Here is a 26,640-nt window from a genome sequence, read left to right on the forward strand (position 1 = left end):
CACTACCTCAACGGCGGCGCAGGCCGCGTATCGCCAGAACTGCCGGTAGGCCCAGGCCCAGCCAGGACAGCCCATCCCACACACCATCGCCGAGCAGGGCGGCAAACAGCCCCAAGGCGCTCAAAGCGCCTATCAGCGCGGGCCAGGCGAAAATGCGCCAGGCCGACTGCGACGTGTGGCTCATGCGCGTACCTCTCTGGGCTTGCGCTGTTTGCCCCACCACAGGTACAGGCCGCTGCCGAGCACGATGATGGTCAGCACGTCGAGCACCGCCCACAGGATCTGCATCGGTCGCCCGCCGTAATCGCCGAAATGCAGCGGTTGCGACAGGCCCATGGCGTCCATGTACCAAGGGCGTTCGCCAACCGCTGTAACCTCCAGGGTACGGGCATCGATCAACACGGGTGTGAACAGGTGCGAGCTCAGGTGCGTGGCGCCGTTCATGAACACTGCGTAGTGGTGTTCACTGGAAAAGCGCGTGCCGGGGAAGGCGATGAAGTCCGGGCGCATGCCGGGCGCGGCCTGTTCGGCAATTGCCAGCAGGCGTGTGGCTGGCGCGCGTTCGGTGAGCGGCGGGGCGTCGCGGTAAGGCGCGACCATGGCGGCCAGGCTGTCGTTACGCCACGCCGCGATAACCAGGTCGGACAGGGCACTGATCACGCCGGTTATGCCTACCGTCAATGCCCAGACCAGGGTGACCACGCCGATCAGGTTGTGCAGGTCGAGCCAGCGCAGGCGGGTGGACTTTTCGTGGCGCACCGTGCCGAAGGCCAGGCGGCGCATGAACGGCGCATACAACACCGTGCCAGAGACGATCGCGACGACGAACAGTACGCCCATGAAGGCCAGCAGCAGCTTGCCGGGCAGGCCGGCGAACATGTCCACATGCAGGCGCAGCATCACCATCATGAACCCGCGATTGGCCGCCGGCATGGCCACTGCTTCGCCGGTGCGGGCGTCGAGCATGAAGGTGTGCGACAAGTTGGGGTCGGTGCCCGCAGTGGCGGCGGTGATGGCGACCACGCCGTTAGGTTCGTCTTCGTCGTAGCCAAAGTACTGCATGACTTCGCCGGGGCGGTGTTGTTCGGCTTTCAGTACCAGCTGCTGCAGGTCGAGGTGCGGGGTGCCTGCTGGTATGTCACGCAGTTCGGGGGCGTCGCCGAGCAGGTGTTCGATTTCGTGGTGGAAAATCAGCGGCAGGCCGGTGAGCGCCAGCAACAGCAGGAACAGGGTACAGACCAGGCTGCTCCAGGTGTGGATCACGGACCAGCGGCGGATGGTTCGGCTTTTCATCACGGTACCGTTTGTTGTCTGTTGGAACAGGGGGCCGCAAAGCGGCCCCCGTTCACTCAGAACTTGTAGTTGACGCTGGCGACCACGTTGCGTTCGTCGCCGTAGTAGCAGTAGTACCCATCACACGTCGACAGATAGTCCTTGTTGAACAGGTTTTTCGCATCTACAGCCACGGTGACGCCCTTGAGTGTGTTGTTCAGGCGGCCAAGGTCGTAATGTACGGAGGCGTCGTAGACTGTGTACGAGCCCACATGGCCCCAGTCGGTATTCGTGGTGTTGCCGTAGGTATCGCCCACGTAGCGCACGCCAACGCCTACGCCAAAGCCGTCCAGCGCCCCGCTGTGCCAGGTGTAGTCGGCCCAGGCAGTGGCCTGGTTGCGCGGAACCTGCGCCATGCGCTTGCCTTTCTCTTCGCTGGTGCCTTTGGTGATTTCGCTGTCGTTGTAGGTGTAGGAACCCACCAGCTTGAGGTTTTCGCTCACATCCGAAGTAGCCTCAAGCTCAAGGCCTTTCACACGCACTTCGCCAACCTGGCGGGTGACGCCACCCTCGGTCACCGACATGTTCTGCTGCGTCAGGTCGAATACAGCGGCAGTGAACAGGCTTTTGCTGCCTGGCGGTTGATACTTGATACCCAGTTCGTATTGCTTGCCTTCGGTCGGCTTGAATGCATCGGTGCTATTGACGGTTGACCCGGTAGCGGCCTGGAACGACTCGGCATAGGAGATGTAAGGCGTCAGGCCGTTATCGAACACATAACTGAGCGCTGCGTTACCACTGAACTTCTTGTCGCGCTGGGTATTGGTAGCGTCGCCCTGATTGTGGAAGGTGGTGCCGGTGTGCACCCAGTCCTCACGACCACCCAGGGTCAGGCGCCAGTTGTCCAAGGCCATCTGGTCTTGGGCGTACAGGCCGGTCTGCTGGGTTTTCTGATCGTAGTCGTACATGTCGAAGTACTGAACGTTCGAGAAATCCTGGCCGTATATCGGGTTATGGATGTTGCTTGATGGCACGCCGGCCGAGCCCCAACGCCAGCGAGCGTTGCTGTCCGAGCGCTGATGGTCGAGGCCCAGCAGCAGGGTATGGGAGAGTTGGCCAGTCTGGAAATCGGCCTGGAAGTTGTTGTCCACTGCGAACTGGGAGATATCTTCCTCGACGATACCGGCAGTACGTTGCACGGTGCCATCGGCGCTGACGGCTTCGTCCGGCCCGGCTGGCCAGATCGAGCCACCGGCGGTAATACCCTTGAAGTCCAGTTCGTTGCGCGCATAGCGCAGGTTCTGGCGGAACTGCCAGGTGTCATTCAGGCGGGTTTCAAACGCATAGCCGAGGTGATAGTAGGTGCGGTCGTAGGACTCCCAATCCGGGTCACCCAGGTTCTTGTGGTGAGAAATCTTGCCCGCCGGGCTGTCCAGCTTGGTGCCTTGCAGAGGCAAGAACTGGCCAGTAATACCGGTATCATCGCGGGTGTACTGGGAGATGAAGGTCAGCTTGGTGTCGTCGTTGATGTTCCAGGTCAGGCTGGGCGCGATGTTATAGCGCTTGTCCGGTATATGGTCGATCGGCGAGCCGCTGTCACGCACGGTACCGCTCACCCGGTACAGGAACTGGCCTGCATCGTCGAGCTTGCCGGTGCTGTCGAAGTTGATCTGCTTGTGATTGTTGCTGCCAACCTGGGCTTCGATTTCATGGCTGCTTTCCAGTTGCGGCCGACGGCTGGTCATGTCCAGCAACCCGCCTGGCGGGGTCTGGCCGTACACCGATGAAGCCGGGCCGCGCAGCACGGCGATGCGCTCCAGGTTCCAGGGTTCGATCTTGGGGGTGGCATAGTTCCCCTTGGGCAATGGCAGGCCATCCAGGAACTGGGTGGGCACAAAACCACGTACCAGCAACCAGTCGCTGCGGGAGTCGGAGCCGTAGCCGCTGCTCTGCACGCCTGCCGTATAGCGCAGGGCATCATTCAGGCTGAGTACTGGACGATCTTCCATCTGCTGCCGGGTGATCACGGTTACCGAGCGGGGTAGTTCGGCGATGGCAGTGTCTGTCTTGGTGCCTGCGGCCGTGCGGGTTGCGGTGTAACCCTCGACCGCCCCCCAGGCGCTTTCATAATTGGCTGTAGCGTTGATTGCGGTTTCTGGTAACGCCAGTGTCCCTTCCGGCGTAGCCACCAGGCTGTAGCTGCCCACGCTGCTTTGTTGCAGTTGCAGGCCCGTGCCGCGCAGGGCGGCTTGCAGGGCACCGAGGCCGTCGTACTGGCCGGTCACCGGGGCCGAGGTGCGACCGCTGACCAACGCCGGGTCGATGGCCAGGGCGATACCGGCCTGGCTGGCGATCTGGTTCAGGGTGGTGGCCAGCGGGGCGCTGGGCAGGTCATAGGCGCGCGCAGCGGATTGCTCGGCGGCACACAAGACGGGGCTGGCCAATGGCGCGGCTACGGCGATGGCAAGGGCCATCAGGCTAGGGCGCAAGATACGATCAACAGCACGGGACATGCAGTGGCTCCTGGACGGATAAGTGCTAACTGCTTCCTTGCCGAGCGAGATTTGAAAAGTGACAGGGCTGATCTGAAAATTTTTGAGCAGTATTTTTGGCGTTCAGCCTTACTTCGGTACCACGTTCACCCACCACTGGGTATGCCGCTCGATTTTCACCGGCAAAGCCGGCACCAGCGATGCCAGCGCCAGGTCGGTGTCGGTCAGCGGGAAGCTGCCGGTTACGCGCAGGTCGGCGACCTTGGCGTCCACCCCGAGGTGGCCAGTGCGGTACTGGCCCAGCGCGGCCAGCAGGTCGCCCAGGCGCACGTTGTCGACCACCAGCATGCCCCGGGTCCAGGCATCGGCACCGGCGGGCACCGTGCCGATCTGGCCGAGGCCGTTGGCGTTCATCAACACTTGCTGGCCTTCACGCAGCACTTGCTCGTCGCCACTGTTATGCGGCATGGCCGCGACCGAGGCTTGCAGCACTTCCAGGCGCGTACCGTCGGCTTCGCGGCGTACCAGGAAGCGCGTGCCCAGTGGCCGCAGGCGGCCATCGTCGGTACGTACCAGTAGAGGACGCGAGTCCTGGTGGCCGGTTTCGACCGAAATTTCGCCTTGGTGCAGCACAATCACCCGCTGCTCGCCTGCGTAGTCGATGTCCACGGCGGTGTGGGTGTTCAGGCTCAGCAATGTGCCGTCTTGCAGGCGCAAGGTACGCAACTCGCCAGTTGCGGTGCGCTGGTCGGCCAGCCAGTAGCTGGGTGCCAGCGACGGGGCGCCGACCCAGGCCAGCAGTGAGCCGAGCAGAAACATGCCGGCCAGCCCGCCGCCAACCTTGCCGATTCGGCGCCGCAGGCTGACGCGCGATTGCAGCAGGGCCTGGCGTGCCGGGCCGGCCGCTGCGCTGACGCGTTGGTCCATGGCGCCGAGCTGGCGCCAGGCCCGGGCATGTTCTTCACTGGCGGCATGCCAGCGCATGAATTCGTTGCGTTCATCCGGTGAGCCGCTGGCGTCGCCGAGGCTGAGTTTCCAGGCGATGGCGGCCTCCAGTACCCGGGACGAAACCGGTGCGTTGCTCACGCCGGCTCCCCGTACAGGGCCACGTAGCACTGGCGCATGCCTTGGGCGATGTACTGGCGCACCCGCGATACCGAAACGCCCAGGCGCTCGGCGATCTCGGCATGCCCCATGCCGTCCAGACGGTTGTGCAGGAACGCCGCGCGGGCCTTGCTCGACAGCTTGCCCAGCAGGCGGTCGATGGCCTTGAGGTCTTCGAGGATCAGGTGTTGCACTTCAGGCGAAGGTTGTTCGGCTTCCGGGATCAGCGCCAGCTCGGCCAGGTAGGCCTGTTCCAGCGCCGCTCGGCGGAAGTGGTCGAACATCAGCCCCTTGGCGACGGCGGCGAGGAAAGCGCGGGGTTCGCGGGGGGTGTCCAGCTGCTCGCGGCCGAGCAGGCGCACGAAGGTGTCCTGGCTCAGGTCTTCGGCACGTTGGCGGCAGGCCATGCTGCGTTGCAGCCAGGCGAGCAGCCAGCCGCGATGGTCGCGGTACAGCGCACCGACCAGATCGGCGTGTGGGCTCTGTGCAGAAGACAAGCAGCGTCCCCCCGGAACGTATGCATTAACTAACGATAATTATTCGCGATTGTTGCAGAGGGGAGGGGGTGGGTGCAATGGACGCTTATCGGATTGCCATCATGGAAAAGGCTGATGGGGCTGGCTTGAGTCTTTTAGCGCTTGTGAAATCGAGCGCCGCCCGCGCGGCGCATCGCGAGCAAGCTCGCTCCTACATTTGTTTCGGGCCAGTAACTCCTGCGACAGCGCGCGCGACCGCCTTGTTTGTTCCACACGATATAGAGGTGGACGCCAAGGGGCCGCGCGCCTCGGCCTCAGGAATAACTGGCCCGAAACAAATGTAGGAGCGAGCTTGCTCGCGATGCGCCGCGCGGGCGGCGCTCGATGTCACAGGCGCTGCCTAACTAACGCCCTACAACCCGTGACTCTGCAGCTTGCGCCTACGCCACCCACGCAACCGCTGCTCCAGCTGCAACGGGCTGTCCAGCTGCTGGCGCCGGGCCTGGCTGAACAAAATCAGCGCCAGTTCAGCCGTTACCTGAGCATCGGCACTGGCATGGTGGCGTTCTTCCACCTGCAAGCCAAACCGCGCGACCCAGTCATCCAGCCCGGCCTCGCGCAACACGGTGTCGGGGTTAAGCATCGGCGCCAGTTCGGCCACATCGAGGAACGGTGACTGCAAGCGGTAACCCAGGCTTTCCTTCAGCGCCCGCGCCAGCATGCGTTGGTCGAATGGCGCATGAAACGCCAGTACCGGGCTGCTGCCAATGAAGTCGAGCAAATCCAGCAAGGCCTCGGCCGGGTCGCAACCGGCGGCCAAGGCACTAGGGCCAAGGCCGTGGATCAGCACGCTGGCGTTGGTTTTCTGCAACGGCCGGTGCAGGGTGCGTTCGAACTGTTGCGCAAAGTCGATAGCACCGTCCTCGATGGCCACCGCCCCGATCGACAACACCTGATCACGGTTGGGGTTAAGCCCGCTGGTTTCCAGGTCCAGCACTACCCAGCGCTGCTCACGCAAACTGCACACACCCAGCGGCGCGGGCTTGGGCTGCCGGGCCAGGCGCTGACGCATGGCGTGGTCCAGCTCGGGCGTGCTGGGGCGCAGCCAGGCAAACAGGCTCATAGCTGATACCGCAAGGCCAGGCTGCTTTGCAAGCGTTGGGCCTGGCGCAGGGACTCGCGCAGGATGCGCCGGTCCAGGTGGTTGAGGCTGTCCGGGTCGAGCCGGTTGGAGTACGGCAGGTTGTCGCGGGTCTGGCGCTGATGCTGCTGCATGCGGGTCTGCTGGATGAAGTGATAAGCCTCTTCATAGGCAGCGCCATCCAGTGGCTCGATCACGCCATTGGCCACCAGTTGGCGCAGGCGCTCCAGGGTATTGCAGGCGCCGATGCCATTGGCCAGGGCCAGCAAGCGTGCGCCATCGACGAAGGGCGTCAGGCCCTGGACCTTGAGGTCGAGGGTGGCGGCCTTGTCGTTGCCCTGGCGGGTCAGCACGAATTCGCGCAGGCGGCCCACCGGTGGGCGCTGGCGCAGGGCATTGTCGGCCATCATGCGCTGGAAGAGGCGGTTGTCGGCTACTTGCTCCAGCAGGCTTTGGCGCAGCTGCTCGCAGCCTTGCTCGTCGCCCCACACCACGCGCAGGTCGAAATAGATGCTGGAGCCCAGCAGGTTCTCCGGGCTGGCTTCGCGGACAAAACCGGCAAAGCGCCGTGCCCACTCGCTGCGCGACAGGCACAATTCAGGGTTGCCGGCCATGATGTTGCCCTTGCACAGGGTAAAGCCGCACTGTGCCAGGCACTGGTTGATGTACTGCGCCAGCGGCAGCAGGCGCGCACGGATGCTGTCGGCCTCGGCGCTGTCGGCGGCCTCGAAGAGGATGCCGTTGTCCTGGTCGGTGTGCAGGGTCTGCTCGCGGCGCCCTTCGCTGCCGAAGCACAGCCAACTGAATGGCACGCCCGGGTCGCCGCGCTCGGCCAGTGCCAGCTCGATCACCCGGCACACGGTGTGGTCGTTGAGCAAGGTGATGATCTGGGTGATCTGCGTGGACGATGCGCCGTGGGCGAGCATGCGCTCGACCAGCTGGCTGATTTCACCGCGCAGCGAAACCAGGGTGTCCAGCCGAGGCGCATGGCGGATGGTACGCGCCAGGTGCACCAGGTCGACCCGTTGCAGCGAGAACAGGTCGCGCTCGGAAACCACCCCGCACAGGCGTCGGTTTTCCACCAGGCACACGTGGGCGATATGCCGTTCGGTCATGGCCATGGCCGCGTCGAAGGCGCTGGCCTGGGGGCTGAGGTAGAAGGGCTTGGCGGTCATGTGCCGCTCGATGGGGGCGCCCAGGTCTGCATCCATCGACGCCACCACCTGGCGCAGATCGCGCAGGGTGAAGATGCCGACAGGGTAGCGCTGCAGGTCGATCACCACGATGCTGCCGACCTGCTGTTCGTGCATCAGCCGCACGGCATCGCGCAACGGTGTATCGGCGCTGCACACCACCGGGTGACGCATGGCCAGCTCACCCAGCGGGGTGTTCAGTGAGTACTGGGTACCGAGGGTTTCCACCGCGCGCTGGCGTACCTGTTGGTTGACCTGGTCGAGCAGGCTGCTGACCCCACGCAAGGCAAAATCCCGAAACACTTCAGACATCGAGAACACGCGGATGAACGCGGCTTTGTTCAACTGCAGGCAGAAGGTGTCTTCACCGGCCAGGTGCTCGGTGCGGGTCGCCCGTTCGCCCAGCAGTGCGGCCAGCGGGAAGCATTCGCCGCTGGTGATTTCGAAGGTGGTCTCCACGCCAGGTTTGACCAGGTGCTGGCGCTCGCCAACCACTCGCCCCTGCTTGACGATGTAGAAGTGCTCCACCGGCCCGTCGGCAGGTTTGACGATGCTTTCGCCGCTGGCATAGAAGCGCAGCTGGCACTGTTCCACCAGGAAGGCCAGGTGGCTGTGCTCCATCTGGTTGAACGGCGGGAAGCGCTGCAGGAACTGCAGGGTGCCCTGGATGTTCTGCAGCACTGCCGTCCTGCCCGCCTGGCTGTAGGCGTCCTTTTTGCTCATGAAACTGACCGTATCGCTATGCCGAACTATATATATCTATATATAGGTGCCGGCCCTGTTGTTCTCTGCCTCCATGGTCGGCTTGCGGCGGGGTGGTGCCCATTGGACGTAAGTCTATGAGCCCCCCTGTCAAAGACCCGACGAAAGGCGAACCGGGTTACGCAAGTAAAGTGGTCCTACTGCTGAAGCGGAATTTTTTGACGAGATGACCATGCCTGAGCACACCGACATCCTGAGCGACGCCGAGCGCGAGGCATTGGCCGTGGTGAGTGCGCCTGTGGCGCCCAGGCCGTTGGTGCTGGTGGTGGACGATAACGCGGTTAACCGCGAGGCGCTGATCCTGTACTTGAAAAGCCGGGGCATCGATGCGGTGGGGGCGGACGGGGCCGAGGAAGCCAGGCTGTACCTCCACTACCAAAAGCGCATAGCGTTGATGATTACGGATTTGCGCATGCAGCCTGAAGATGGCCTGGACCTGATCCGGACGATTCGCGCGTCGGAACGGGCGGCGTTGTCGATCATCGTGGTATCGGGCGACACCGATGTGAAAGAGGCGGTGGACGTGATGCACCTGGGGGTGGTGGATTTCCTGCTCAAGCCGGTGGACCTGGGCAAGCTGCTGGAGCTGGTGAAGAAAGAACTGAAAATAGAGTGATGCAGAAAGGGGCCGCAAAGCGGCCCCTTTCGATTTACAACCCGTTACGCGCCTTGAATTCGCGGCGACGACGGTGCAGCACCGGCTCGGTGTAGCCGTTCGGCTGCTTGCCACCTTCCACCACCAACTCGACAGCGGCCTGGAACGCGACGTTGTCGTCGAAGTTCGGCGCCATCGGGCGGTACAGGGCGTCGCCGGCGTTCTGCTGGTCAACCACCACGGCCATGCGCTTGAGGCTTTCCAGCACTTGCTCCTGGCTGACTACGCCATGGCGCAGCCAGTTGGCCAGCAGCTGGGCCGAAATACGCAGGGTGGCGCGGTCTTCCATCAGGCCGACGTTGTTGATGTCCGGCACTTTCGAGCAACCCACGCCCTGGTCGATCCAGCGCACCACGTAGCCGAGGATGCCCTGGGCGTTGTTGTCCAGCTCGTTGCGGATTTCTTCGGCCGACCAGTTGGTATCGGCAGCCAGCGGGATGGCCAGGATGTCGTCTACCGACGCCGGGGTACGCGAAGCCAGTTCACGCTGGCGCGCCTGCACGTCCACTTTGTGGTAGTGCAGGGCGTGCAGGGTGGCGGCAGTCGGCGACGGCACCCAGGCGGTGTTGGCACCGGCCAGCGGGTGGGCGATTTTCTGCTCCAGCATGGCAGCCATCAGGTCGGGCATGGCCCACATGCCTTTGCCGATTTGCGCACGGCCTTGCAGGCCGGTGGCCAGGCCAACGTCGACGTTGTTGTTCTCGTAGGCGCCGATCCACTTCTCGTTCTTCATGGCGCCCTTGCGCACTACGGCGCCGGCTTCCATCGAGGTGTGGATTTCATCGCCCGTGCGGTCGAGGAAACCGGTGTTGATGAACGCAACGCGCTCGGCGGCTGCCTTGATGCAGGACTTGAGGTTGACCGTGGTACGGCGCTCTTCGTCCATGATGCCGACCTTGACGGTGTTGCGCGGCATGCCCAGCAGGTCTTCGACCTGGCTGAAGATCTCGGCGGCGAAAGCCACTTCTTCCGGCCCGTGCATCTTCGGCTTCACGATGTACACGCTGCCGCTGCGGGTGTTCTTGCGGCTGGTGTTGCCGTTGAGGTTGTGCAGGGCGATCAGGTTGGTGAACAGGCCGTCCTGGATACCTTCAGGAATTTCGTTGCCCTGGGCATCGAGAATCGCCGGGTTGGTCATCAGGTGGCCAACGTTACGCACGAACAGCAGCGAACGGCCATGCAGGGTCACGCTGCCGCCGTTTGGCGCGGCGTACTCGCGGTCCGGGTTCATGGTGCGGGTGAAGGTTTTGCCACCCTTGCTCACGCTTTCGGCCAGGTCGCCTTTCATCAGGCCCAGCCAGTTGCGGTAGACGATCACCTTGTCGTCGGCATCGACGGCGGCAACCGAGTCTTCGCAGTCCATGATGGTGGTCAGTGCCGATTCCATCAGGATGTCTTTCACACCCGCAGCGTCGGTGCTGCCAACCGGGGTGCTGGCATCGACCTGGATTTCGAAGTGCAGGCCGTTGTGCTTGAGCAGCACAGCAGTCGGCGCGGCGGCGTCGCCGTGGAAGCCGATCAGTTGCGCGTCATCACGCAGGCCGCTGTTGCTGCCGCCTTTGAGGGCCACAACCAGTTTGCCGCCTTCGATGCGGTAGCCGGTGGAGTCGACGTGCGAGCCGGCGGCCAGTGGCGCGGCTTCGTCAAGGAAGGCACGGGCGAAGGCGATGACCTTGTCGCCACGGACCTTGTTGTAACCCTGGCCTTTTTCGGCGCCGCCTTCATCGCTGATGGCGTCGGTGCCGTACAGGGCGTCGTACAGCGAACCCCAACGGGCGTTGGCGGCGTTGAGGGCGAAACGGGCGTTCATCACCGGAACGACCAGCTGTGGGCCGGCCATGTGGGCGATTTCTTCGTCCACGTTCTGGGTGGTGGCCTGGAAATCGTCGGCTTGTGGCAGCAGGTAGCCGATTTCCTGGAGGAATGCTTTGTAGGCTACGGCGTCGTGGGCCTGGCCTTTGCGTGCCTGGTGCCAGGCGTCGATCTTGGCTTGCAGCTCGTCGCGCTTGGCGAGCAGGGCTTTGTTCTTTGGAGCGAGGTCATTGATGATCTTCTCTGCACCCGCCCAGAACTGCTCGGCGACGATGCCGGTCCCGGGGATGGCTTCGTTGTTCACGAAGTCGTACAGGACCTTGGCGACCTGAAGGCCACCGACTTGAACGTATCCAGTCATTGCTTGCCTCACTCTGCTCAGCTATTTCGCTCTTCTGTATTAAGCCTGTAGCGCTTCTCTAAACACGGCACCAGTGCATGCCCCCGGGTTGCGCCGGACGCGGCTGGGTGCGGCCTGCCAGACTGGCTGGCGGGCAGTGTGCGTATTTTCACAGGCGCCTTGGCAGACATCCAAACGACGTTTTGTAGTCCGCGCCACGGGATACTACATGAAGCAGTAGGCGGGGCAAAATCAGACTAAAAGCGCCGTTATGCGACCCGTTGGTCGCGTATGGTCACGCTGGGAGTGGGTATGTTCGCAAAAAACAGGTGGATTGTTCCAGATAAATCTTGAAACAGTACACGATTGGTTGTGCGGATTGCCCTGCGGCAGGTTGCCGCGCCTTGCCTATACTGAGTCGATCCCCCGATTTTCTGCCGCCCGGCGCGGTCCGACACGAGGAAGGGCTTGTGGATCATCTTGTACTGACGGTAATTGCCCCTGACAAGGCCGGCCAGGTCGAACGTATTGCCCAATGCATCGCCGACCACAGTGGCAACTGGCTGGAAAGCCGTATGTCGCGTATGGCCGGGCAGTTTGCCGGCATCCTGCGGGTGGCGGTGCCGGCTGAGAATTACGCTGAGCTGGTGGCGTCGCTGGAGGGGTTGGCCAGGTATGACATTCGGGTGCTGATTGCCGAGAGCGGGATTGAGCCCTCTTGCACATGGAAACCGATTGCCATGGAACTGGTGGGTAACGACCGGCCAGGGATCGTGCGTGACATTACTCGTTTGCTGGCTGAGTTGCAGGTGAACGTCGAGCGGTTTTCCACAGAGGTGCGGCCTGCACCGATGAGCAGCGAGCCGCTGTTTCATGCCGATGCGCTGCTGGCGCTGCCGTTGACCTTGCCGCTGGATGTGCTGCAGCAGAAGCTGGAGAGCCTGGCGGACGACTTGATGGTGGAGTTGCACTTGCGGGCCGAGGATTGATTCGAGACTGACCCTTGCGGTTATCCCGATATCACGGGGAAGGCCCTGTGGATAACCTGGGGGTTCCCCTCTCCAGCCCAGGCCGCACGTGCCTTACACAGGTTTGCTCAAAAAACACCCAAAAATCAGCACCTTGTGCACAAAGCACGGGGACGAGGATGTGGATAACCTTTGGAGATTTCTCTGCAGGCCACGCATCACCTGGCCTGCAGAGATTTGATCATTTTTTGATCAGCTGCGCTTGCGCAAACTTAACCAGGCATCGACGCTGTAAATGGCCAAACCCGCCCAGATGAACATGAACGCCACCAGGTTGCTCGACGACAGGTGCTCATCAAACAGCAGCACTGCCTGCAGCAACACCAGTGTGGGTGCCAGGTATTGCAGGAAGCCCAGCGTGGTGTACGGCAGGTGCCGCGCCGCCGCGTTGAAGCACACCAACGGTATCAGCGTCACCGGCCCGGCAGCCATCAGCCACAGCGCCTCGCTGCTGGTATAGAACGCGCCTTGGGCACTCATCGCCGCCGGGTGCAGCAGCAGCCAGCCAAGGGCCAGCGGCACCAGCATCCAGGTTTCCACTACCAGGCCCGGCAATGCCGCCACTGGCGCCTGTTTGCGAATCAGCCCATAGAAGCCGAAGCTCAGCGCCAGCACCAGCGACACCCAGGGCAGGCTGCCCACTTGCCACACCTGCTGGGCCACGCCCACGGCGGCCATGCCCACCGCCAGCCACTGCAGGCGGCGCAGGCGTTCGCCAAGAATCAGCATGCCCAACAGCACATTGATCAGCGGGTTGATGTAGTAGCCCAGGCTGGCTTCGAGCATGCGGCCGTTGTTCACCGACCACACGTACGTCAGCCAGTTACCGGCGATCAGCGCACCGCTCAGGGCCAGGATGCCCAGCCGGCGGGGGTTGTCACGCAGTTCGCGCCACCAGCCGGGGTGCTTCCACACCAGTAGCAGCAGCGAGCCGAACAATGCCGACCAGAGTACCCGGTGGACAATGATCTCCACCGCTGGGACGCTCTGGATCGCCTTGAAGTACAGGGGGAACAGGCCCCAGATGATGTAGGCACTGAGGCCCAGTATGTACCCGCGACGCGGGTTTGCGGCGTGCATGCAGAATCCTTGCTTAGGTAGCTAAATAAAGCGACGCCTATTGTAGACAGAGGCGGGCGTGCTTCTAGAACAATTTCAGCGGTGCTTCGTCCAGTGCCGCCATCTGTTCGCGCAGGGCGAGAATCTGGTCGCCCCAGTAGCGGGGCTGGCCGAACCACGGGAAGCTGGGCGGGAACGCCGGGTCGTCCCAACGCCGCGCAAGCCAGGCGCTGTAGTGCAGCTGGCGCAGGGCGCGCAGGGGTTCGATCAGGGCCAGTTCGCGCGGGTCGAAGTCGTGGAACTCGTTGTAGCCATCGATCAGCTCGGCCAACTGCCCCAGCCGCTCTTCGCGGCTGCCGGCCAGCATCATCCACAGGTCCTGCACGGCCGGGCCCATGCGGCAGTCGTCGAGGTCGACCACGTGGTACACCTCGTCGCGGTGCATCAGGTTGCCGGGGTGAAGGTCGCCGTGCAGGCGGATGAGCTGGTGGGGCGTGCGGGCGTAGATCTCCTCAACCCGCTTGAGCACGTCGCGGGCCACGGATTCGAATGCTGGCAGCAGCTCGCGCGGAACAAAATCGCCTTCCAGCAAGGTATTGAGCGAGGCGTGGCCGAAGTTGTCCACAGCCAAGGCCTCACGGTGCTCGAACGGTTTGCTGGCGCCTACGGCGTGCAGGCGGCCGAGCAGTTGGCCCAGGCGGTACAGCTGGTCGAGGTTGCCCGGCTCCGGGGCGTGACCACCACGGCGGGGGAACAGGGTGAAACGGAAACCCTGGTGTTCGAACAAGGTGCGGCCATCGTGCTGCAGGGGCGCAACCACCGGCACTTCGCAGTCAGCCAGTTCGGCGGTGAAGCGGTGTTCTTCGAGGATGGCCGCATCGCTCCAGCGACCTGGGCGGTAGAACTTGGCGATCAGCGGCTGCGCGTCCTCGATGCCCACCTGATAGACGCGGTTTTCGTAGCTGTTCAGTGCCAGCACCCGGGCATCGCTGAGAAAGCCGATGCTTTCCACGGCGTCCAGGACCAGGTCGGGGGTGAGGGTGTCGAAGGGGTGGGACATGGAGGCTCCGGGGATAAGCGGCGTGGGGCCATGTTACCGCGTTCCACCTGTGCCGGCCTCTTCGCGCCCGCGAACCGCGCGAAGCGCGGCCAGGCTAGGCAGGAACCCCGATCAGCACATAGGACGGATGAAACTGCACCCGCACCGAACTGCCCGCCGCCACCTGCTGTCCGGACAACCAATCCACCTCGGCAATTGCACACAGCGTCTGCCCATTGCCCAGCGCCAGCCGGACCTCACCAGGTCCGTCATCCTCCGCCAGCACGTCTTCCACCGTAGCGCTCAAGCAATTGCTGCCCGCTTCAGCCTCTTCCCCCTCCGCTAACAACCGTACCCAGCCAGCCTTGAGCAACGCCACCACCATCGTCCCCAGCGCCAGCTCCAGCCGCGCGGTACTGTCGTGCGTGATCAGCGCATCAATTTCCAGCCCACCGCCCAATGCCAGGCTGACACGGTCATACCGGCCTTCACGGCGCAGGCCGCTGACCTGGCCCTGCAGCTGGTTACGCGCGCTGGTGCGCAGCATCAGGCGGCCGAGCAGGTCGAGGTCGCTGGACTCTTCGGCGGCTTCAAGGATTTGCGCCTGCAAGGCCTGCAGCCGCTGATACAGGCGCAGCACCCGCTCGCCTTCCGGCGACAAACGCGCACCGCCACCGCCACGGCCACCGGTGCTGCGCTCCACCAAGGGCTGGCTGGCCAGGTTGTTGAGCTCGTCAATGGCATCCCAGGCTGCCTTGTAGCTGATGCCCGCAGCCTTGGCGGCGCGGGTGATCGAGCCTTGCTCGGCAATGTGCTGCAGCAGCGCAATGCGCTTGGGGCGGCGGGCGATGTGCTGGGTAAGCAGAGTGGGCAGCGGCATGGGCATTGAGTCGTTGTAAATGAAGGGCCTGAAGGTGGATTGTGTAGGACTGTGCAGTGTCATGCATACCCCGGCTTGGGCGTGCGCGCCAGGCAATACACATCCACACGCTGCGCGCCGGCTTTGCGCAGCACTTCGGCAATGGCCTGTACGGTGGCACTGGTGGTTACCACATCATCGACGATGGCCACATGCTTGCCTGTCAAATCGCCCGTGACCGCAAACGCCTGACGTAAATTGCGCCGCCGTGCCTTGGCGTCCAGCTGTTGTTGTGCAGGCGTCTCGCGCGTGCGCACCAATAACCGCTCGTCGCAAACCAGCCCAAGTTGCGAAGACAACCAACGCCCAAGCATCCCCGCCTGGTTGAACCCTCGTTCGCGCAGTCGACGCCTGGCCAAGGGGACGGGCAACAGCAGTTCAGGGCGGGCTACCCCTTCGGCAAAGCGGTGCAGCAGCCCATGCCCCAGCAATTCAGCCATCAACCGCCCCAAGGGCCACTGCCGGTTGTGCTTGAAGCGGCTGACCAGCGTATCGACCGGAAAGCCGAATTGCCAAAGCGCAAACACCTGGTCGAAGGCCGGCAGGCAGCGACAGCACTGAGCGCAGGTCAGGCCCGCCATGGGCATCGGCAGGGCGCAGCGCTGGCAATGATCACCTAGCCAAGGCAATTCCTGCTCGCAGGCAATACACAGGGGGTAGGCCTGCTCGGCAGGCTCATCGCACAATAAACACGATTGATTAATAAATGAGCACTTGTAAACCAGTGTTTTCCAGTATGGTTGACAGTTCATAGGCCTTCCATGACTATGCGAGCTATCCGTGATGCGCTGGCGGGCTTTCCTGTCCCGGCGCCAGCTACAGCCTAAACAAGGAAACGCCGATGAGCGCCAGCACAACTGCAACAACACGTCACGACTGGTCCCTGGCCGAGGTCAAGGCGCTGTTCCAGCAACCGTTCAATGACCTGCTGTTCCAGGCGCAGACCGTGCACCGCGCGCATTTCGACCCGAACCGCGTGCAGGTTTCGACCCTGCTGTCGATCAAGACCGGCGCCTGCCCGGAAGATTGCAAATATTGTCCGCAGTCCGGCCACTACAACACCGGGCTGGAAAAACAGAAGCTGATGGAAGTGCAGAAGGTGCTGGAAGAGGCCGCGCGCGCCAAAGCCATCGGCTCCACCCGTTTCTGCATGGGCGCGGCCTGGAAGCACCCATCGGCCAAAGACATGCCCTATGTGCTGGAGATGGTCAAAGGGGTAAAGGCCATGGGCCTGGAAACCTGCATGACCCTGGGCAAGCTTGACCAGGAGCAAACCGTGGCCTTGGCCCAGGCGGGCCTGGACTACTACAACCACAATCTCGACACCTCGCCGGAGTTCTACGGCAGCATCATCACCACCCGCACCTACAGCGAGCGCCTGCAAACCCTGGCCTACGTGCGTGATGCCGGCATGAAGATCTGCTCGGGCGGCATCCTGGGCATGGGTGAGTCGCTGGACGACCGCGCGGGCCTGCTGATCCAGTTGGCCAACCTGCCCGAGCACCCGGAGTCGGTGCCGATCAACATGCTGGTCAAGGTGGCCGGCACGCCGCTGGCCGAGGAAGAGGATGTGGACCCGTTCGACTTCATCCGCATGCTGGCCGTGGCCCGCTTGCTGATGCCCAAGTCGCACGTGCGCCTATCCGCCGGCCGCGAGCAAATGAACGAGCAGATGCAGGCCCTGGCCTTCATGGCCGGCGCCAACTCGATCTTCTACGGCGAAAAACTGCTGACCACCGCCAACCCGCAGGCCGACAAGGACATGCAACTGTTCGCGCGCCTGGGCATCAAGCCCGAAGCGCGTGAAGAGCACGCCGACGAAGTGCACCAGGCGGCCATCGAGCAGGCGTTGGTCGAACAGCGCAGCAGCGAGATGTTCTACAACGCTGCATCGGCCTGACATGGCCTTCGACCTGGCGGCGCGCCTGGCCGAACGGCGCGCCGCAGACCTGTATCGGCAGCGGCCACTGCTGGAAAGCCCGCAGGGGCCGGAAGTGGTGGTCGACGGCCAGCGCTTGCTGGCCTTCTGCAGCAATGACTACCTGGGCCTGGCCAACCACCCTGAAGTGATCGCCGCCTGGCAGACCGGCGCCGAGCGCTGGGGTGTGGGTGGCGGCGCTTCGCACCTGGTGGTCGGCCACAGCACGCCGCACCACCAGGTTGAAGAGGCGCTGGCCGAACTGACCGGGCGCCCGCGTGCGCTGCTGTTCTCCACCGGCTACATGGCCAACCTGGGTGCTATCACCGCATTGGTGGGACAGGGCGATACCGTGCTGCAGGACCGCTTGAACCACGCGTCCCTGCTGGATGGCGGGTTGCTCAGTGGCGCCCGCTTCAACCGCTACCTGCACAACGACCCGGCCAGCCTGGCCAGCCGCCTGGACAAGGCCGTCGGCAATACCCTGGTGGTGACCGATGGCGTGTTCAGCATGGACGGCGACCTGGCCGACTTGTCGGCACTTGCCGATGTCGCCCGGGCGCGCGGTGCCTGGCTGATGGTCGACGATGCCCATGGTCTGGGTACCTTGGGTACGCAGGGCGGCGGTATCGTCGAGCACTTCGGCCTGGGTGTGGAGGACGTGCCGGTGCTGATCGGCACGCTGGGTAAGGCCTGCGGTACTGCCGGTGCCTTCGTTGCCGGCAGCGAAGAGCTGATCGAGGCGCTTGTGCAATTCGCCCGCCCCTACATCTACACCACCAGCCAGCCACCGGCGCTTGCCTGCGCCACGCTCAAGAGCCTGGAGTTGCTGCGCCGCGAGACTTGGCGGCGTGAGCATCTGACTGCGTTGATTCGCCAGTTCCGCGAGGGCGCGCAGCAGATCGGGCTGCAACTGATGGACAGCCCGACGCCGATCCAGCCCATCGTGATCGGCGACAGCGCACAGGCCCTGCGCCTGTCGCGCATGCTGCGCGAGCGCGGCTTGCTGGTGACGGCCATCCGCCCACCTACCGTGCCGGCAGGCAGTGCGCGCCTGCGGGTGACCCTGAGCGCCGCGCACAGCGAAGCGCAGGTGCAGCTATTGTTGAATGCATTGGCCGAGTGTTATCCACAGTTGGAGAACGCCGATGCGTAATCGCCTTGTACTGCTGCCCGGCTGGGGCCTGGGCACTGCTTCCCTGGAGCCGCTGGCAGCCAGCCTGCGCGCCCAGGACGCCCGCCTGCAGGTGGAGTTGATGCCCTTGCCGGAATTGGCCGACAGCGATGTTCAGGCCTGGGTCGACCACCTGGATCGCAAGCTGCCGAACGACGTGTGGCTGGGCGGCTGGTCGTTGGGCGGCATGCTGGCCAGCGCCTTGGCACACAAGCGCGGTGACCACTGCTGTGGCCTGCTGACCTTGGCCAGCAACCCCAGCTTCGTGGCCCGCCCGGACTGGCCCCATGGCATGGCCGAAGACACCTTCGGCACCTTCCTCGATGGCTGCCGCAGCCATACCCAGGTCACGCTCAAGCGCTTCCGCACGCTGTGCAGCGATGGCGCCCAGCAACCGCGCACGTTGCTGCGGCAACTGGGTGTCGGCGTGCCGGATACCGACCCGCTGTACCTGGCCACAGGCCTTGAAGTGCTGGCCCAGCTTGATACCCGTGAGGCCCTGCAGGCCTATGCCGGCCCGCAGTTGCACCTGTTTGCCGGTAGCGATGCACTGGTGCCGGCAGAGGCGGCAAAAGCGTTGAGCGAGTTGCTGCCCGATGTGGAAGTGGGCCTGGTCGAAGACAGTTCCCACGCATTCCTGCTGGAGTACCCGCAGGAGCTGGCGGCGGGCATCAAGAGTTTCCTGCATGAGAGTGGCGATGACTGACCTTTCCCGTCCGACTTTACCCGGCGCGCTGCCCGACAAACGCCAGGTGGCCGCTTCGTTCTCCCGCGCTGCCGCCAGCTACGACAGCGTGGCGGCCTTGCAGCGCGCGGTAGGTTTAAGCCTGCTGGAGCAGTTGCCGACTGGCCTGCAGCCGTCGCGCTGGCTGGACCTGGGCAGCGGCACTGGCCATTTCAGCCGCATCCTGGCGCAGCGTTTTACCCAGGCCAGTGGCGTGGCGGTGGATATCGCCGAAGGCATGCTGCGCCATGCCCGTCATGAACAGGGTGGGGCGCAGTACCACGTGGCAGGTGATGCCGAGCGTTTGCCGCTGCGTGACGGCAGTGTCGACCTGGTGTTTTCCAGCCTGGCCGTGCAGTGGTGCGACCAGTTCGCCAGCGTGCTGGCAGAGGCGTCGCGTGTGCTGCGCCCCGGTGGTGTGCTGGCCTTCAGTAGCCTGTGCGTGGGCACCCTCGACGAACTGCGGGCCAGTTGGCAGGCAGTGGATGGCCTGGTGCATGTGAACCGCTTCCGCCGTTTTGAGGATTATCAACGCCTGTGTGCTGGCAGTGGGCTGGAACAGCTTGAATTGCAGCGTTGCCCGCACGTGCTGCACTACCCGGATGTACGCAGCCTGACCCATGAACTCAAGGCGTTGGGGGCACACAACCTGAACCCCGGGCGACCTTCCGGGCTTACCGGTCGGGCGCGCGTGCAGGGCCTGTTGCACGCTTATGAGGCATTTCGCCAGCCTGCGGGGCTGCCAGCCACCTATCAAGTGGTCTATGGTGTGTTGCGCAAGCCACAGGCGTAAGGGGAGCACGATGAGCCAGGCCTATTTCATCGCCGGTACCGATACCGATGTCGGCAAGACCACCATCGCCGCCGGGCTGTTGCATGCGGCGCGGTCGCAGGGCATGAGCACGCTGGGCGCCAAACCGGTGGCCTCGGGCTGCACGATGACGCCGAAAGGGTTGCGCAATAGTGATGCCCAGGCGCTGATCGATGAAAGTACGATCAAGTTGCCGTATGAGCAGGTCAACCCGTTCGCCTTCGAGCCGGCGATTGCCCCGCATGTGGCGGCGCGCGAGGCGGGGGTGACGCTGGCCGTGCCGGCGCTGTTGGCAGCGATGCGCAATGTGCTGCAACAAAATGCCGACTTCACGCTGGTTGAAGGTGCGGGTGGCTGGCGTGTGCCGTTGTCGGGGTTGGAGAACCTTTCGGACCTTGCCGTTGCCCTGCAATTGCCGGTGATTCTGGTGGTGGGCGTTCGCTTGGGTTGTATCAGCCATGCCTTGCTCAGTGCCGAGGCGATCGAGCGAGACGGGCTGCAATTGGCCGGGTGGGTGGCGAACATCATCGAGCCGCGTACTTCGCGGCTGGAAGAAAACCTGGCCAGCCTGGCCGAGCGTTTGCCGGCGCCTTGCCTGGGGCGGGTGCCCAAACTGAAGCAGGCCAGTGCTGACATGGTGGCTGAACACCTGCAACTGGATCTTCTGGATTAGTGATTTCCAGGCTTGGCCGTTTCGCGGGCAGGAATACCCAAGGCCTATCAGCTGGCACCAGGCCATTAGGGATTTAAACGGGCCTTTTCACGGCAGGCCTGCTTTAATTGAGCCTGTTCGTCATCCAGCGTCAATGGAGTCCTGACATGGAAATCACCGGTAGCTCCGCCTACTACGCGGGCCTGAGCGCAATCCAGACCGGCCAGAACCGCGTCGATCAGGCCGCCGGCCAGATCGCCAACACCGCCGCCGAACGTACCGCCACCAGCCAGTCCAGCGACTTTCAGGCTGAGCGCTTACGTGCGGTCGACCGCAGCCAGCAGATGGACCTGGCCACCAGCACCGTGCAGATGGCCTTGGGCAAAACCGAAGTCGAGCTTGGCGCAAAGGTGGTCAAGGCATCCGACGAAATGCTCGGCCGGATTATCGACACTTACGCCTGATTCTCGGCGCACTCGTCAGCATTATCACCAACCCCTGTGGGAGCGGGTTTACCCGCGAATGCGTCAGCCCAGACAGCATCATTTTCTGGGCGGGCCTATTCGCGGGTAAACCCGCTCCCACAAGGGCTTTTATCATGTCGTGGCGTATTTGCCATTTTTCGTGGCGTAAATGGCACCATAGTCCATCCTTGACAGAACGCGGTGCTAAACGTAAGTTTCAAACAACTGTTTGATAAGACGGCCGCCAAGAGCTGGTCACCCCACAGAACTGACTCAGAGGTTCATCGCAATGCCTGATTACAAAGCCCCCTTGCGTGATATCCGCTTCGTTCGCGACGAGCTGCTTGGCTATGAGGCGCACTATCAGAGCCTGCCGGGCTGCCAGGACGCCACGCCCGACATGGTCGACGCGATCCTCGAAGAAGGCGCGAAGTTCTGTGAGCAGGTGCTGTCGCCGCTGAACCGTGTGGGTGACCAGGAAGGCTGCACCTGGAGCGAATCGGGCGTTAAAACCCCGACTGGCTTCAAGGCAGCCTACGAACAGTTCGTCGAAGGCGGCTGGCCGAGCCTGGCCCATGACGTCGAGCACGGCGGCCAAGGCCTGCCAGAGTCGCTGGGCCTGGCCCTGAGTGAAATGGTCGGTGGTTCGAACTGGTCGTGGGGCATGTACCCAGGCCTGTCCCATGGTGCGATGAACACCATCTCTGCGCACGGCACCCCCGAGCAGCAGCACACCTACCTGACCAAGCTGGTGTCCGGCGAGTGGACCGGCACCATGTGCCTGACCGAGCCACACTGCGGCACCGACCTGGGCATGCTGCGCACCAAGGCCGAGCCACAGGCTGACGGCAGCTACAAGGTGTCGGGTACCAAGATCTTCATTTCGGCCGGTGAACACGACATGGCCGACAACATCGTCCATATCGTCCTGGCCCGCCTGCCGGACGCACCGGCCGGTACCAAGGGTATTTCGCTGTTCATCGTGCCGAAGTTCCTGCCTGACGCCGAGGGCGGTGTGGGTGAGCGCAACGGCGTGAGCTGCGGCTCCATCGAACACAAGATGGGCATCCACGGTAACGCTACCTGCGTGATGAACTTCGATGCGGCCACCGGTTACCTGATCGGCCCGGCCAACAAAGGCCTGAACTGCATGTTCACCTTCATGAACACCGCTCGCCTGGGTACCGCGCTGCAAGGCCTGGCCCACGCCGAAGTGGCGTTCCAGGGTGGCCTGAAGTACGCCCGTGAGCGCCTGCAGATGCGCTCCCTGACTGGCCCGAAAGCGCCGGACAAGGCTGCTGATCCGATCATCGTCCACCCGGACGTGCGCCGCATGCTGCTGACCATGAAGGCCTTCGCTGAAGGCAACCGCGCGATGGTGTACTTCACGGCCAAGCAGGTGGACATCGTCAAGTACAGCCAAGACGAAGAAGAGCGCAAGAAGGCCGATGCCCTGCTGGCGTTCCTGACCCCGATTGCCAAGGCGTTCATGACCGAAGTCGGCTTCGAGGCCGCCAACCATGGCGTGCAGATCTACGGCGGCCACGGCTTTATCGCCGAGTGGGGCATGGAGCAGAACGTACGCGACAGCCGTATCTCCATGCTGTACGAAGGCACCACCGGCATTCAGGCGCTGGACCTGCTCGGCCGTAAAGTGCTGATGACCCAGGGCGAAGCACTGAAGGGCTTCACCAAGATCGTGCACAAGTTCTGCCAGGCGCAGGAAGGTAACGAAGCGGTCAAGGAGTTCGTCGAGCCGCTGGCGGCAATCAACAAGGAGTGGGGCGAGCTGACCATGAAAGTGGGCATGGCCGCCATGAAAGACCGCGAAGAGGTGGGTGCGGCCTCGGTCGATTACCTGATGTATTCCGGCTATGCCTGCCTGGCCTACTTCTGGGCCGACATCGCCCGCCTGGCGGCCGAAAAACTGGCAGCCGGCACCAGCGAAGAGGCGTTCTACACCGCCAAGCTGCAAACGGCGCGGTTCTACTTCCAGCGCATCCTGCCGCGCACCCGTACCCATGTAGCGACCATGCTGTCGGGTGCCAACAACCTGATGGCGATGGACGAAGAAAACTTCGGCCTGTCGTACTGATCCTACCGCTGTACACGGAACCCGCCTGCCCTCACCGGCAGGCGGGTTTTTCGCATCTGGGGCCAATCGACCCAACGGCAAATTCAACTGTTCATGTGCACTGCCGATGAACTAAGGGCACAATGCCACTATTGATCTGCCGGGTTGGAGATTACCCTTGTTTCGTCTTAATGCTGTTCGCGCAAGCCACTTCCTGCCTTCGCTGTTCTTGTTGCTGGCAGGGCTCGCCGCAGCCTATGTGAGAGACCTCAGTGTCTTCTTCACATCGCTGTTCAATGTCTTGCCTACGTTGGTTCTGCTGCTGGGCGGCGCCTACTGCGCCGTGTACCGCCGGCAACGTGAGCTGTTCCTGATGCTTACGGTGTACATCGCCTACTTTCTGCTCGACACCCAGACCGACTTCTACCGTGACCATGGCCGCGTGCGCGAGGACGCGGCGGTGATCTTCCACCTGGTGTGCCTGTTGCTGCCCGCGCTGTTCGGCTTGTATGGCGCCTGGCAGGAACGTACCCACCTGCTGCAGGACCTGGTCGCACGCGGCGCTGTGCTGTTTGCCGTGGGCAGCGTGGCGGTGGCTCTCGAACAAAGCTACCCCGAAGCGCTGCTGAGCTGGTTGGCGGAAATCCGCTGGCCAGCCTTGCACGGCCAGTGGATGAGCCTGATCCAGATGGTTTACCCACTGTTCCTCGCTGTATTCATCCTGCTGGTGGTGCAATACCTGCGTGCCCCCAGGCCTCTGCATGCTGCGCAGTTGACCGGCCTGCTGGGCATTTTCTGGATGCTGCCGCAAACCTTCATCCTGCCGTTCACCCTTAACATCATGTGCAGCCAGGTGATGTTGATGATCGCTGCAGCGGTAGCGCACGAGGCCTACCAGATGGCCTTCCGCGACGAGCTGACCGGCCTGCCGGGGCGCCGCGCGCTGAACGAGCGCATGCAGCGCCTGGGGCGCAACTATGTGATCGCCATGACCGACGTGGACCACTTCAAGAAATTCAACGATACCCATGGCCACGACGTGGGTGACCAGGTGTTGCGCCTGGTGGCCAGCCGTTTGTCCAAGGTGACCGGCGGCGGCCGGGCCTACCGATATGGCGGCGAGGAGTTCGCCCTGGTGTTCGCGGGCAAGACAGCCGAGGAGTGCGTGCCCCACGTGGAAGCGGTGCGTGAGGTGATCGCCAACTATGTGATGCACCTGCGCGATCAGCACAACCGCCCGCAGGACGACACGGCCGGGCGCCAGCGTCGGGCGGGCAGCAGTGGCGGCACGGTGTCGGTCACCATCAGTATCGGCGTGGCCGAGCGCCAGGCCGATCATCGCAACCCCGAAGCGGTACTGAAATCCGCCGACCAGGCGCTCTACAGCGCCAAAGGCGCGGGGCGCAATTGTGTCATGGTGCATGGGCAACAATCGCAGCGAGGGGCCGTACGCACGGCGTGACCGGGCAATACTGCATGGTCAGTTGATGACCCTATGTCTCGTAAAAGTTGTTCGGTTACACTGCCAGTAACCCCTGTGTCGCGGTTCCCCGAGACCGCCCCGACCCGACTAGCGAGAGGTTGTCATGGCTGACTATAAAGCGCCCCTGCGCGACATGCGCTTCGTACTGAATGAAGTCTTCAACGTGGCCGAGCAGTGGGCGCAGTTGCCCGGGCTGGCTGACGTTGTCGATGCCGACACCGCTCTGGCCGTGCTGGAGGAAGCCGGCAAGGTCACCGCCAAGTCCATCGCGCCGCTCAGCCGCGCCGCCGATGAAGAAGGTTGCCACTGGGACAACGGCGCAGTGCGCACCCCCGCCGGTTTCATCGAGGCCTACAACACCTACGCCGAAGGCGGTTGGGTCGGCGTGGGCGGCGACCCGCTGTTCGGCGGCATGGGCATGCCCAAGGCCATCTCGGCCCAGGTCGAGGAAATGGTCAACGCCTCCAGCCTGGCCTTTGGCTTGTACCCGATGCTGACCGCCGGCGCCTGCCTGTCGATCAATGCTCACGCCAGCGAAGCGCTGAAGGAAAAGTACCTGCCGAACATGTACGCCGGCGTATGGGCCGGTTCCATGTGCCTGACCGAGCCGCACGCCGGTACCGACCTGGGCATCATCCGTACCAAGGCCGAGCCCCAGGCCGATGGCAGCTACAAGGTCAGCGGCACCAAGATCTTCATCACCGGTGGCGAGCACGACCTGACCGAGAACATCATCCACTTGGTGCTGGCCAAGCTGCCGGACGCACCGGCGGGGCCGAAAGGTATTTCGCTGTTCCTGGTGCCCAAGTTCCTGGTCAACGAAGATGGCAGCCTCGGTGCACGCAACCCGGCCACTTGCGGTTCGATCGAACACAAGATGGGCATCCAGGCCTCGGCGACCTGCGTGATGAACTTCGACGAAGCAGTCGGCTATATCGTCGGTGAGCCGAACAAGGGCCTGGCGGCCATGTTCACCATGATGAACTACGAGCGCCTGGGTGTTGGTATCCAGGGCCTGGCCTCGGCCGAGCGCTCCTACCAGAACGCCGTGGAATACGCCCGCGACCGCCTGCAGAGCCGTGCCCCGACTGGCCCGCAGGCCAAGGACAAGGCCGCCGACCCGATCATCGTCCACCCGGACGTGCGCCGTATGCTGCTGACCATGAAAGCGCTGATCGAGGGCGGTCGCGCCTTCTCCACTTACGTGGCCATGCAACTGGATAGTGCCAAGTACAGCGAAGACGCCGCCGTGCGCAAACGCAGCGAAGAGCTGGTGGCGCTGCTCACGCCAGTGGCCAAGGCCTTCCTCACCGACCTGGGGCTGGAGTGCGCGGTGAATGGCCAGCAGGTGTTCGGCGGGCATGGCTACATTCGCGAATGGGGGCAGGAGCAGTTGGTGCGTGATGTGCGCATCACACAGATCTACGAAGGCACCAACGGCATCCAGGCCCTCGACCTGATGGGGCGCAAGGTGGTGGCCAGCGGTGGCGCGTACTACCGGTTGTTCTCCGACGAGATCCGCCAGTTCATTGCCAGCGCAGCTGGCGAGCTGGACGAATTTGCCAAGCCGTTGGCGGCCAGCCTCGACCAGCTCGACGGGCTGACTGAGTGGGTGCTGGAACAGGCCAAAGGCAACCCGAATGAAATCGGCGCGGCTTCGGTCGAGTACCTGCATGCGTTTGGTTATGTGGCCTACGGCTATATGTGGGCACTGATGGCACGGGCGGCCAAGGCGGGTGAGGGCGACGAGGCGTTCTACTCGGGCAAGCTGGGTACGGCGCGGTTCTACTTTGCGCGGTTGCTGCCACGGGTGGATTCGCTGGTGGCTTCGGTGAAGGCAGGCAGTGAATCGCTGTACCTGCTGGATGCCGAGCAGTTCTGACGTATTTGGGGGCCGCTTGGCGGCCCCGATTTTCGGCATGTCTGGGAATGAATCCTCTTTGTAAGCTTTTTCCTACACGACGTGGTGACTTTTCACCACTGTTCTCAGATTGGATCCACGGTTAATCTTTACCACATGGACGTTGCGCAGGAAGCGCAAAGGACAG

General features: G+C 63.3%; 22 protein-coding genes and 1 pseudogene. 11 read left to right on the top strand and 12 right to left on the bottom strand.

The window, feature by feature from the left end:
* Positions 1-7: 7 nt before the first annotated feature.
* From QQ992_RS01720 to QQ992_RS01750, 7 genes are all read right to left on the bottom strand, one after another.
* On the bottom strand, positions 8-184 hold the full coding sequence (locus tag QQ992_RS01720; protein WP_147406331.1) for a DUF4175 domain-containing protein: 177 nt from the start codon (positions 182-184) through the stop codon (positions 8-10).
* Entirely contained in the window at positions 181-1,293 is a 1,113-nt protein-coding gene (locus QQ992_RS01725) for a PepSY-associated TM helix domain-containing protein (protein WP_286112049.1), read from the bottom strand. The genes QQ992_RS01720 and QQ992_RS01725 overlap by 4 nt, the downstream gene beginning before the upstream one ends.
* A 56-nt stretch (positions 1,294-1,349) precedes the next feature.
* Complete coding sequence (locus QQ992_RS01730; RefSeq protein WP_286112050.1) at positions 1,350-3,785, bottom strand: TonB-dependent siderophore receptor; 2,436 nt, start codon at positions 3,783-3,785, stop codon at positions 1,350-1,352.
* Between the two features lie 108 nt (positions 3,786-3,893).
* A complete protein-coding gene (locus QQ992_RS01735) occupies positions 3,894-4,850 on the bottom strand; it encodes a FecR domain-containing protein (protein WP_286112051.1) in 957 nt (318 codons plus the stop codon).
* Complete coding sequence (locus tag QQ992_RS01740) at positions 4,847-5,365, bottom strand: RNA polymerase sigma factor (protein ID WP_286112052.1); 519 nt, start codon at positions 5,363-5,365, stop codon at positions 4,847-4,849. Before QQ992_RS01740 ends, QQ992_RS01735 begins: the two co-directional genes overlap by 4 nt.
* Before the next feature lie 391 nt (positions 5,366-5,756).
* Positions 5,757-6,467: a 3'-5' exonuclease gene (locus QQ992_RS01745; protein ID WP_286112053.1), complete on the bottom strand. Its 711-nt coding sequence runs from the start codon at positions 6,465-6,467 to the stop codon at positions 5,757-5,759.
* Complete coding sequence (locus QQ992_RS01750; protein ID WP_119368588.1) at positions 6,464-8,401, bottom strand: DUF294 nucleotidyltransferase-like domain-containing protein; 1,938 nt, start codon at positions 8,399-8,401, stop codon at positions 6,464-6,466. Before QQ992_RS01750 ends, QQ992_RS01745 begins: the two co-directional genes overlap by 4 nt.
* Positions 8,402-8,517: 116 nt before the next feature.
* Here QQ992_RS01750 and QQ992_RS01755 point away from each other — a divergent pair.
* Positions 8,518-9,056 (top strand): annotated as a pseudogene (locus tag QQ992_RS01755) (response regulator).
* A 34-nt stretch (positions 9,057-9,090) separates the two neighbouring features.
* On the opposite strand, the gene QQ992_RS01760 reads toward QQ992_RS01755, so the two are convergent.
* Entirely contained in the window at positions 9,091-11,268 is a 2,178-nt protein-coding gene (locus QQ992_RS01760; protein WP_286112054.1) for a malate synthase G, read from the bottom strand.
* Positions 11,269-11,717: 449 nt separating this feature from the next.
* Between QQ992_RS01760 and QQ992_RS01765 the strand changes: the two genes are divergently transcribed.
* Positions 11,718-12,236 (top strand): glycine cleavage system transcriptional repressor, encoded by a 519-nt coding sequence (locus QQ992_RS01765; protein WP_286112055.1) that lies wholly within the window; start codon positions 11,718-11,720, stop codon positions 12,234-12,236.
* A 231-nt stretch (positions 12,237-12,467) separates the two neighbouring features.
* Here the strand turns inward: QQ992_RS01765 and rarD are convergent, their stop codons facing one another.
* The 4 genes from rarD to QQ992_RS01785 all read right to left on the bottom strand — a co-directional run bounded on the left by rarD (position 12,468) and on the right by QQ992_RS01785 (position 16,044).
* Positions 12,468-13,355 carry an EamA family transporter RarD gene (gene rarD, locus QQ992_RS01770; RefSeq protein WP_060499101.1) on the bottom strand — a complete coding sequence of 296 codons (888 nt, stop codon included), beginning with the start codon at positions 13,353-13,355 and terminating at the stop codon, positions 12,468-12,470.
* A 64-nt stretch (positions 13,356-13,419) separates the two neighbouring features.
* Positions 13,420-14,394: a serine/threonine protein kinase gene (locus QQ992_RS01775; protein ID WP_119368590.1), complete on the bottom strand. Its 975-nt coding sequence runs from the start codon at positions 14,392-14,394 to the stop codon at positions 13,420-13,422.
* Between the two features lie 94 nt (positions 14,395-14,488).
* On the bottom strand, positions 14,489-15,253 hold the full coding sequence (locus QQ992_RS01780; protein ID WP_286112056.1) for a TOBE domain-containing protein: 765 nt from the start codon (positions 15,251-15,253) through the stop codon (positions 14,489-14,491).
* A gap of 59 nt (positions 15,254-15,312) precedes the next feature.
* A complete protein-coding gene (locus QQ992_RS01785; protein ID WP_286112057.1) occupies positions 15,313-16,044 on the bottom strand; it encodes a ComF family protein in 732 nt (243 codons plus the stop codon).
* An 89-nt stretch (positions 16,045-16,133) separates the two neighbouring features.
* Between QQ992_RS01785 and bioB the strand changes: the two genes are divergently transcribed.
* The 9 genes from bioB (at position 16,134) to QQ992_RS01830 (ending at position 26,474) form a co-directional block, all read left to right on the top strand.
* Positions 16,134-17,192: a biotin synthase BioB gene (gene bioB, locus QQ992_RS01790; protein ID WP_016714563.1), complete on the top strand. Its 1,059-nt coding sequence runs from the start codon at positions 16,134-16,136 to the stop codon at positions 17,190-17,192.
* A gap of 1 nt (position 17,193) precedes the next feature.
* Positions 17,194-18,366: an 8-amino-7-oxononanoate synthase gene (gene bioF, locus QQ992_RS01795; RefSeq protein ID WP_286112058.1), complete on the top strand. Its 1,173-nt coding sequence runs from the start codon at positions 17,194-17,196 to the stop codon at positions 18,364-18,366.
* A complete protein-coding gene (locus tag QQ992_RS01800; protein ID WP_286112059.1) occupies positions 18,359-19,090 on the top strand; it encodes an alpha/beta fold hydrolase in 732 nt (243 codons plus the stop codon). Before bioF ends, QQ992_RS01800 begins: the two co-directional genes overlap by 8 nt.
* Positions 19,083-19,901, top strand: coding sequence for a malonyl-ACP O-methyltransferase BioC (gene bioC / locus QQ992_RS01805; protein WP_286112060.1), 819 nt, complete (start codon positions 19,083-19,085; stop codon positions 19,899-19,901). Before QQ992_RS01800 ends, bioC begins: the two co-directional genes overlap by 8 nt.
* 10 nt (positions 19,902-19,911) lie before the next feature.
* On the top strand, positions 19,912-20,592 hold the full coding sequence (bioD, locus tag QQ992_RS01810) for a dethiobiotin synthase (RefSeq protein WP_105947305.1): 681 nt from the start codon (positions 19,912-19,914) through the stop codon (positions 20,590-20,592).
* 146 nt (positions 20,593-20,738) lie between these two features.
* On the top strand, positions 20,739-21,035 hold the full coding sequence (locus tag QQ992_RS01815) for a pyrroloquinoline quinone biosynthesis protein PqqE (protein WP_286112061.1): 297 nt from the start codon (positions 20,739-20,741) through the stop codon (positions 21,033-21,035).
* 289 nt (positions 21,036-21,324) lie between these two features.
* The gene (locus QQ992_RS01820) at positions 21,325-23,130 is read left to right on the top strand and encodes a phenylacyl-CoA dehydrogenase (RefSeq protein WP_286112062.1); all 1,806 of its coding nucleotides are present in this window, start codon (positions 21,325-21,327) and stop codon (positions 23,128-23,130) included.
* A gap of 157 nt (positions 23,131-23,287) precedes the next feature.
* Entirely contained in the window at positions 23,288-24,571 is a 1,284-nt protein-coding gene (locus QQ992_RS01825; RefSeq protein ID WP_105947302.1) for a GGDEF domain-containing protein, read from the top strand.
* A 124-nt stretch (positions 24,572-24,695) separates the two neighbouring features.
* Entirely contained in the window at positions 24,696-26,474 is a 1,779-nt protein-coding gene (locus tag QQ992_RS01830; RefSeq protein ID WP_286112063.1) for an acyl-CoA dehydrogenase C-terminal domain-containing protein, read from the top strand.
* Positions 26,475-26,640: the final 166 nt, after the last annotated feature.

The sequence above is a fragment of the Pseudomonas kurunegalensis genome (assembly GCF_030291635.1).
Taxonomy (GTDB): domain Bacteria; phylum Pseudomonadota; class Gammaproteobacteria; order Pseudomonadales; family Pseudomonadaceae; genus Aquipseudomonas; species Aquipseudomonas monteilii.

Bases quoted from the DNA above. Each gene is read 5' to 3' on its own strand.
- rarD (WP_060499101.1), bottom strand. From the start codon at position 13,355: ATGCACGCCGCAAACCCGCGTCGCGGGTACATACTGGGCCTCAGTGCC.
- QQ992_RS01750 (WP_119368588.1), bottom strand. From the start codon at position 8,401: ATGAGCAAAAAGGACGCCTACAGCCAGGCGGGCAGGACGGCAGTGCTG.
- QQ992_RS01830 (WP_286112063.1), top strand. From the start codon at position 24,696: ATGGCTGACTATAAAGCGCCCCTGCGCGACATGCGCTTCGTACTGAAT.
- QQ992_RS01745 (WP_286112053.1), bottom strand. From the start codon at position 6,467: ATGAGCCTGTTTGCCTGGCTGCGCCCCAGCACGCCCGAGCTGGACCAC.
- QQ992_RS01815 (WP_286112061.1), top strand. From the start codon at position 20,739: ATGGAAATCACCGGTAGCTCCGCCTACTACGCGGGCCTGAGCGCAATC.
- bioD (WP_105947305.1), top strand. From the start codon at position 19,912: ATGAGCCAGGCCTATTTCATCGCCGGTACCGATACCGATGTCGGCAAG.
- QQ992_RS01725 (WP_286112049.1), bottom strand. From the start codon at position 1,293: ATGAAAAGCCGAACCATCCGCCGCTGGTCCGTGATCCACACCTGGAGC.
- bioB (WP_016714563.1), top strand. From the start codon at position 16,134: ATGAGCGCCAGCACAACTGCAACAACACGTCACGACTGGTCCCTGGCC.
- QQ992_RS01775 (WP_119368590.1), bottom strand. From the start codon at position 14,394: ATGTCCCACCCCTTCGACACCCTCACCCCCGACCTGGTCCTGGACGCC.
- QQ992_RS01800 (WP_286112059.1), top strand. From the start codon at position 18,359: ATGCGTAATCGCCTTGTACTGCTGCCCGGCTGGGGCCTGGGCACTGCT.
- bioF (WP_286112058.1), top strand. From the start codon at position 17,194: ATGGCCTTCGACCTGGCGGCGCGCCTGGCCGAACGGCGCGCCGCAGAC.
- QQ992_RS01760 (WP_286112054.1), bottom strand. From the start codon at position 11,268: ATGACTGGATACGTTCAAGTCGGTGGCCTTCAGGTCGCCAAGGTCCTG.
- QQ992_RS01785 (WP_286112057.1), bottom strand. From the start codon at position 16,044: ATGAACTGTCAACCATACTGGAAAACACTGGTTTACAAGTGCTCATTT.
- bioC (WP_286112060.1), top strand. From the start codon at position 19,083: ATGACTGACCTTTCCCGTCCGACTTTACCCGGCGCGCTGCCCGACAAA.
- QQ992_RS01780 (WP_286112056.1), bottom strand. From the start codon at position 15,253: ATGCCGCTGCCCACTCTGCTTACCCAGCACATCGCCCGCCGCCCCAAG.
- QQ992_RS01720 (WP_147406331.1), bottom strand. From the start codon at position 184: ATGAGCCACACGTCGCAGTCGGCCTGGCGCATTTTCGCCTGGCCCGCG.
- QQ992_RS01820 (WP_286112062.1), top strand. From the start codon at position 21,325: ATGCCTGATTACAAAGCCCCCTTGCGTGATATCCGCTTCGTTCGCGAC.
- QQ992_RS01730 (WP_286112050.1), bottom strand. From the start codon at position 3,785: ATGTCCCGTGCTGTTGATCGTATCTTGCGCCCTAGCCTGATGGCCCTT.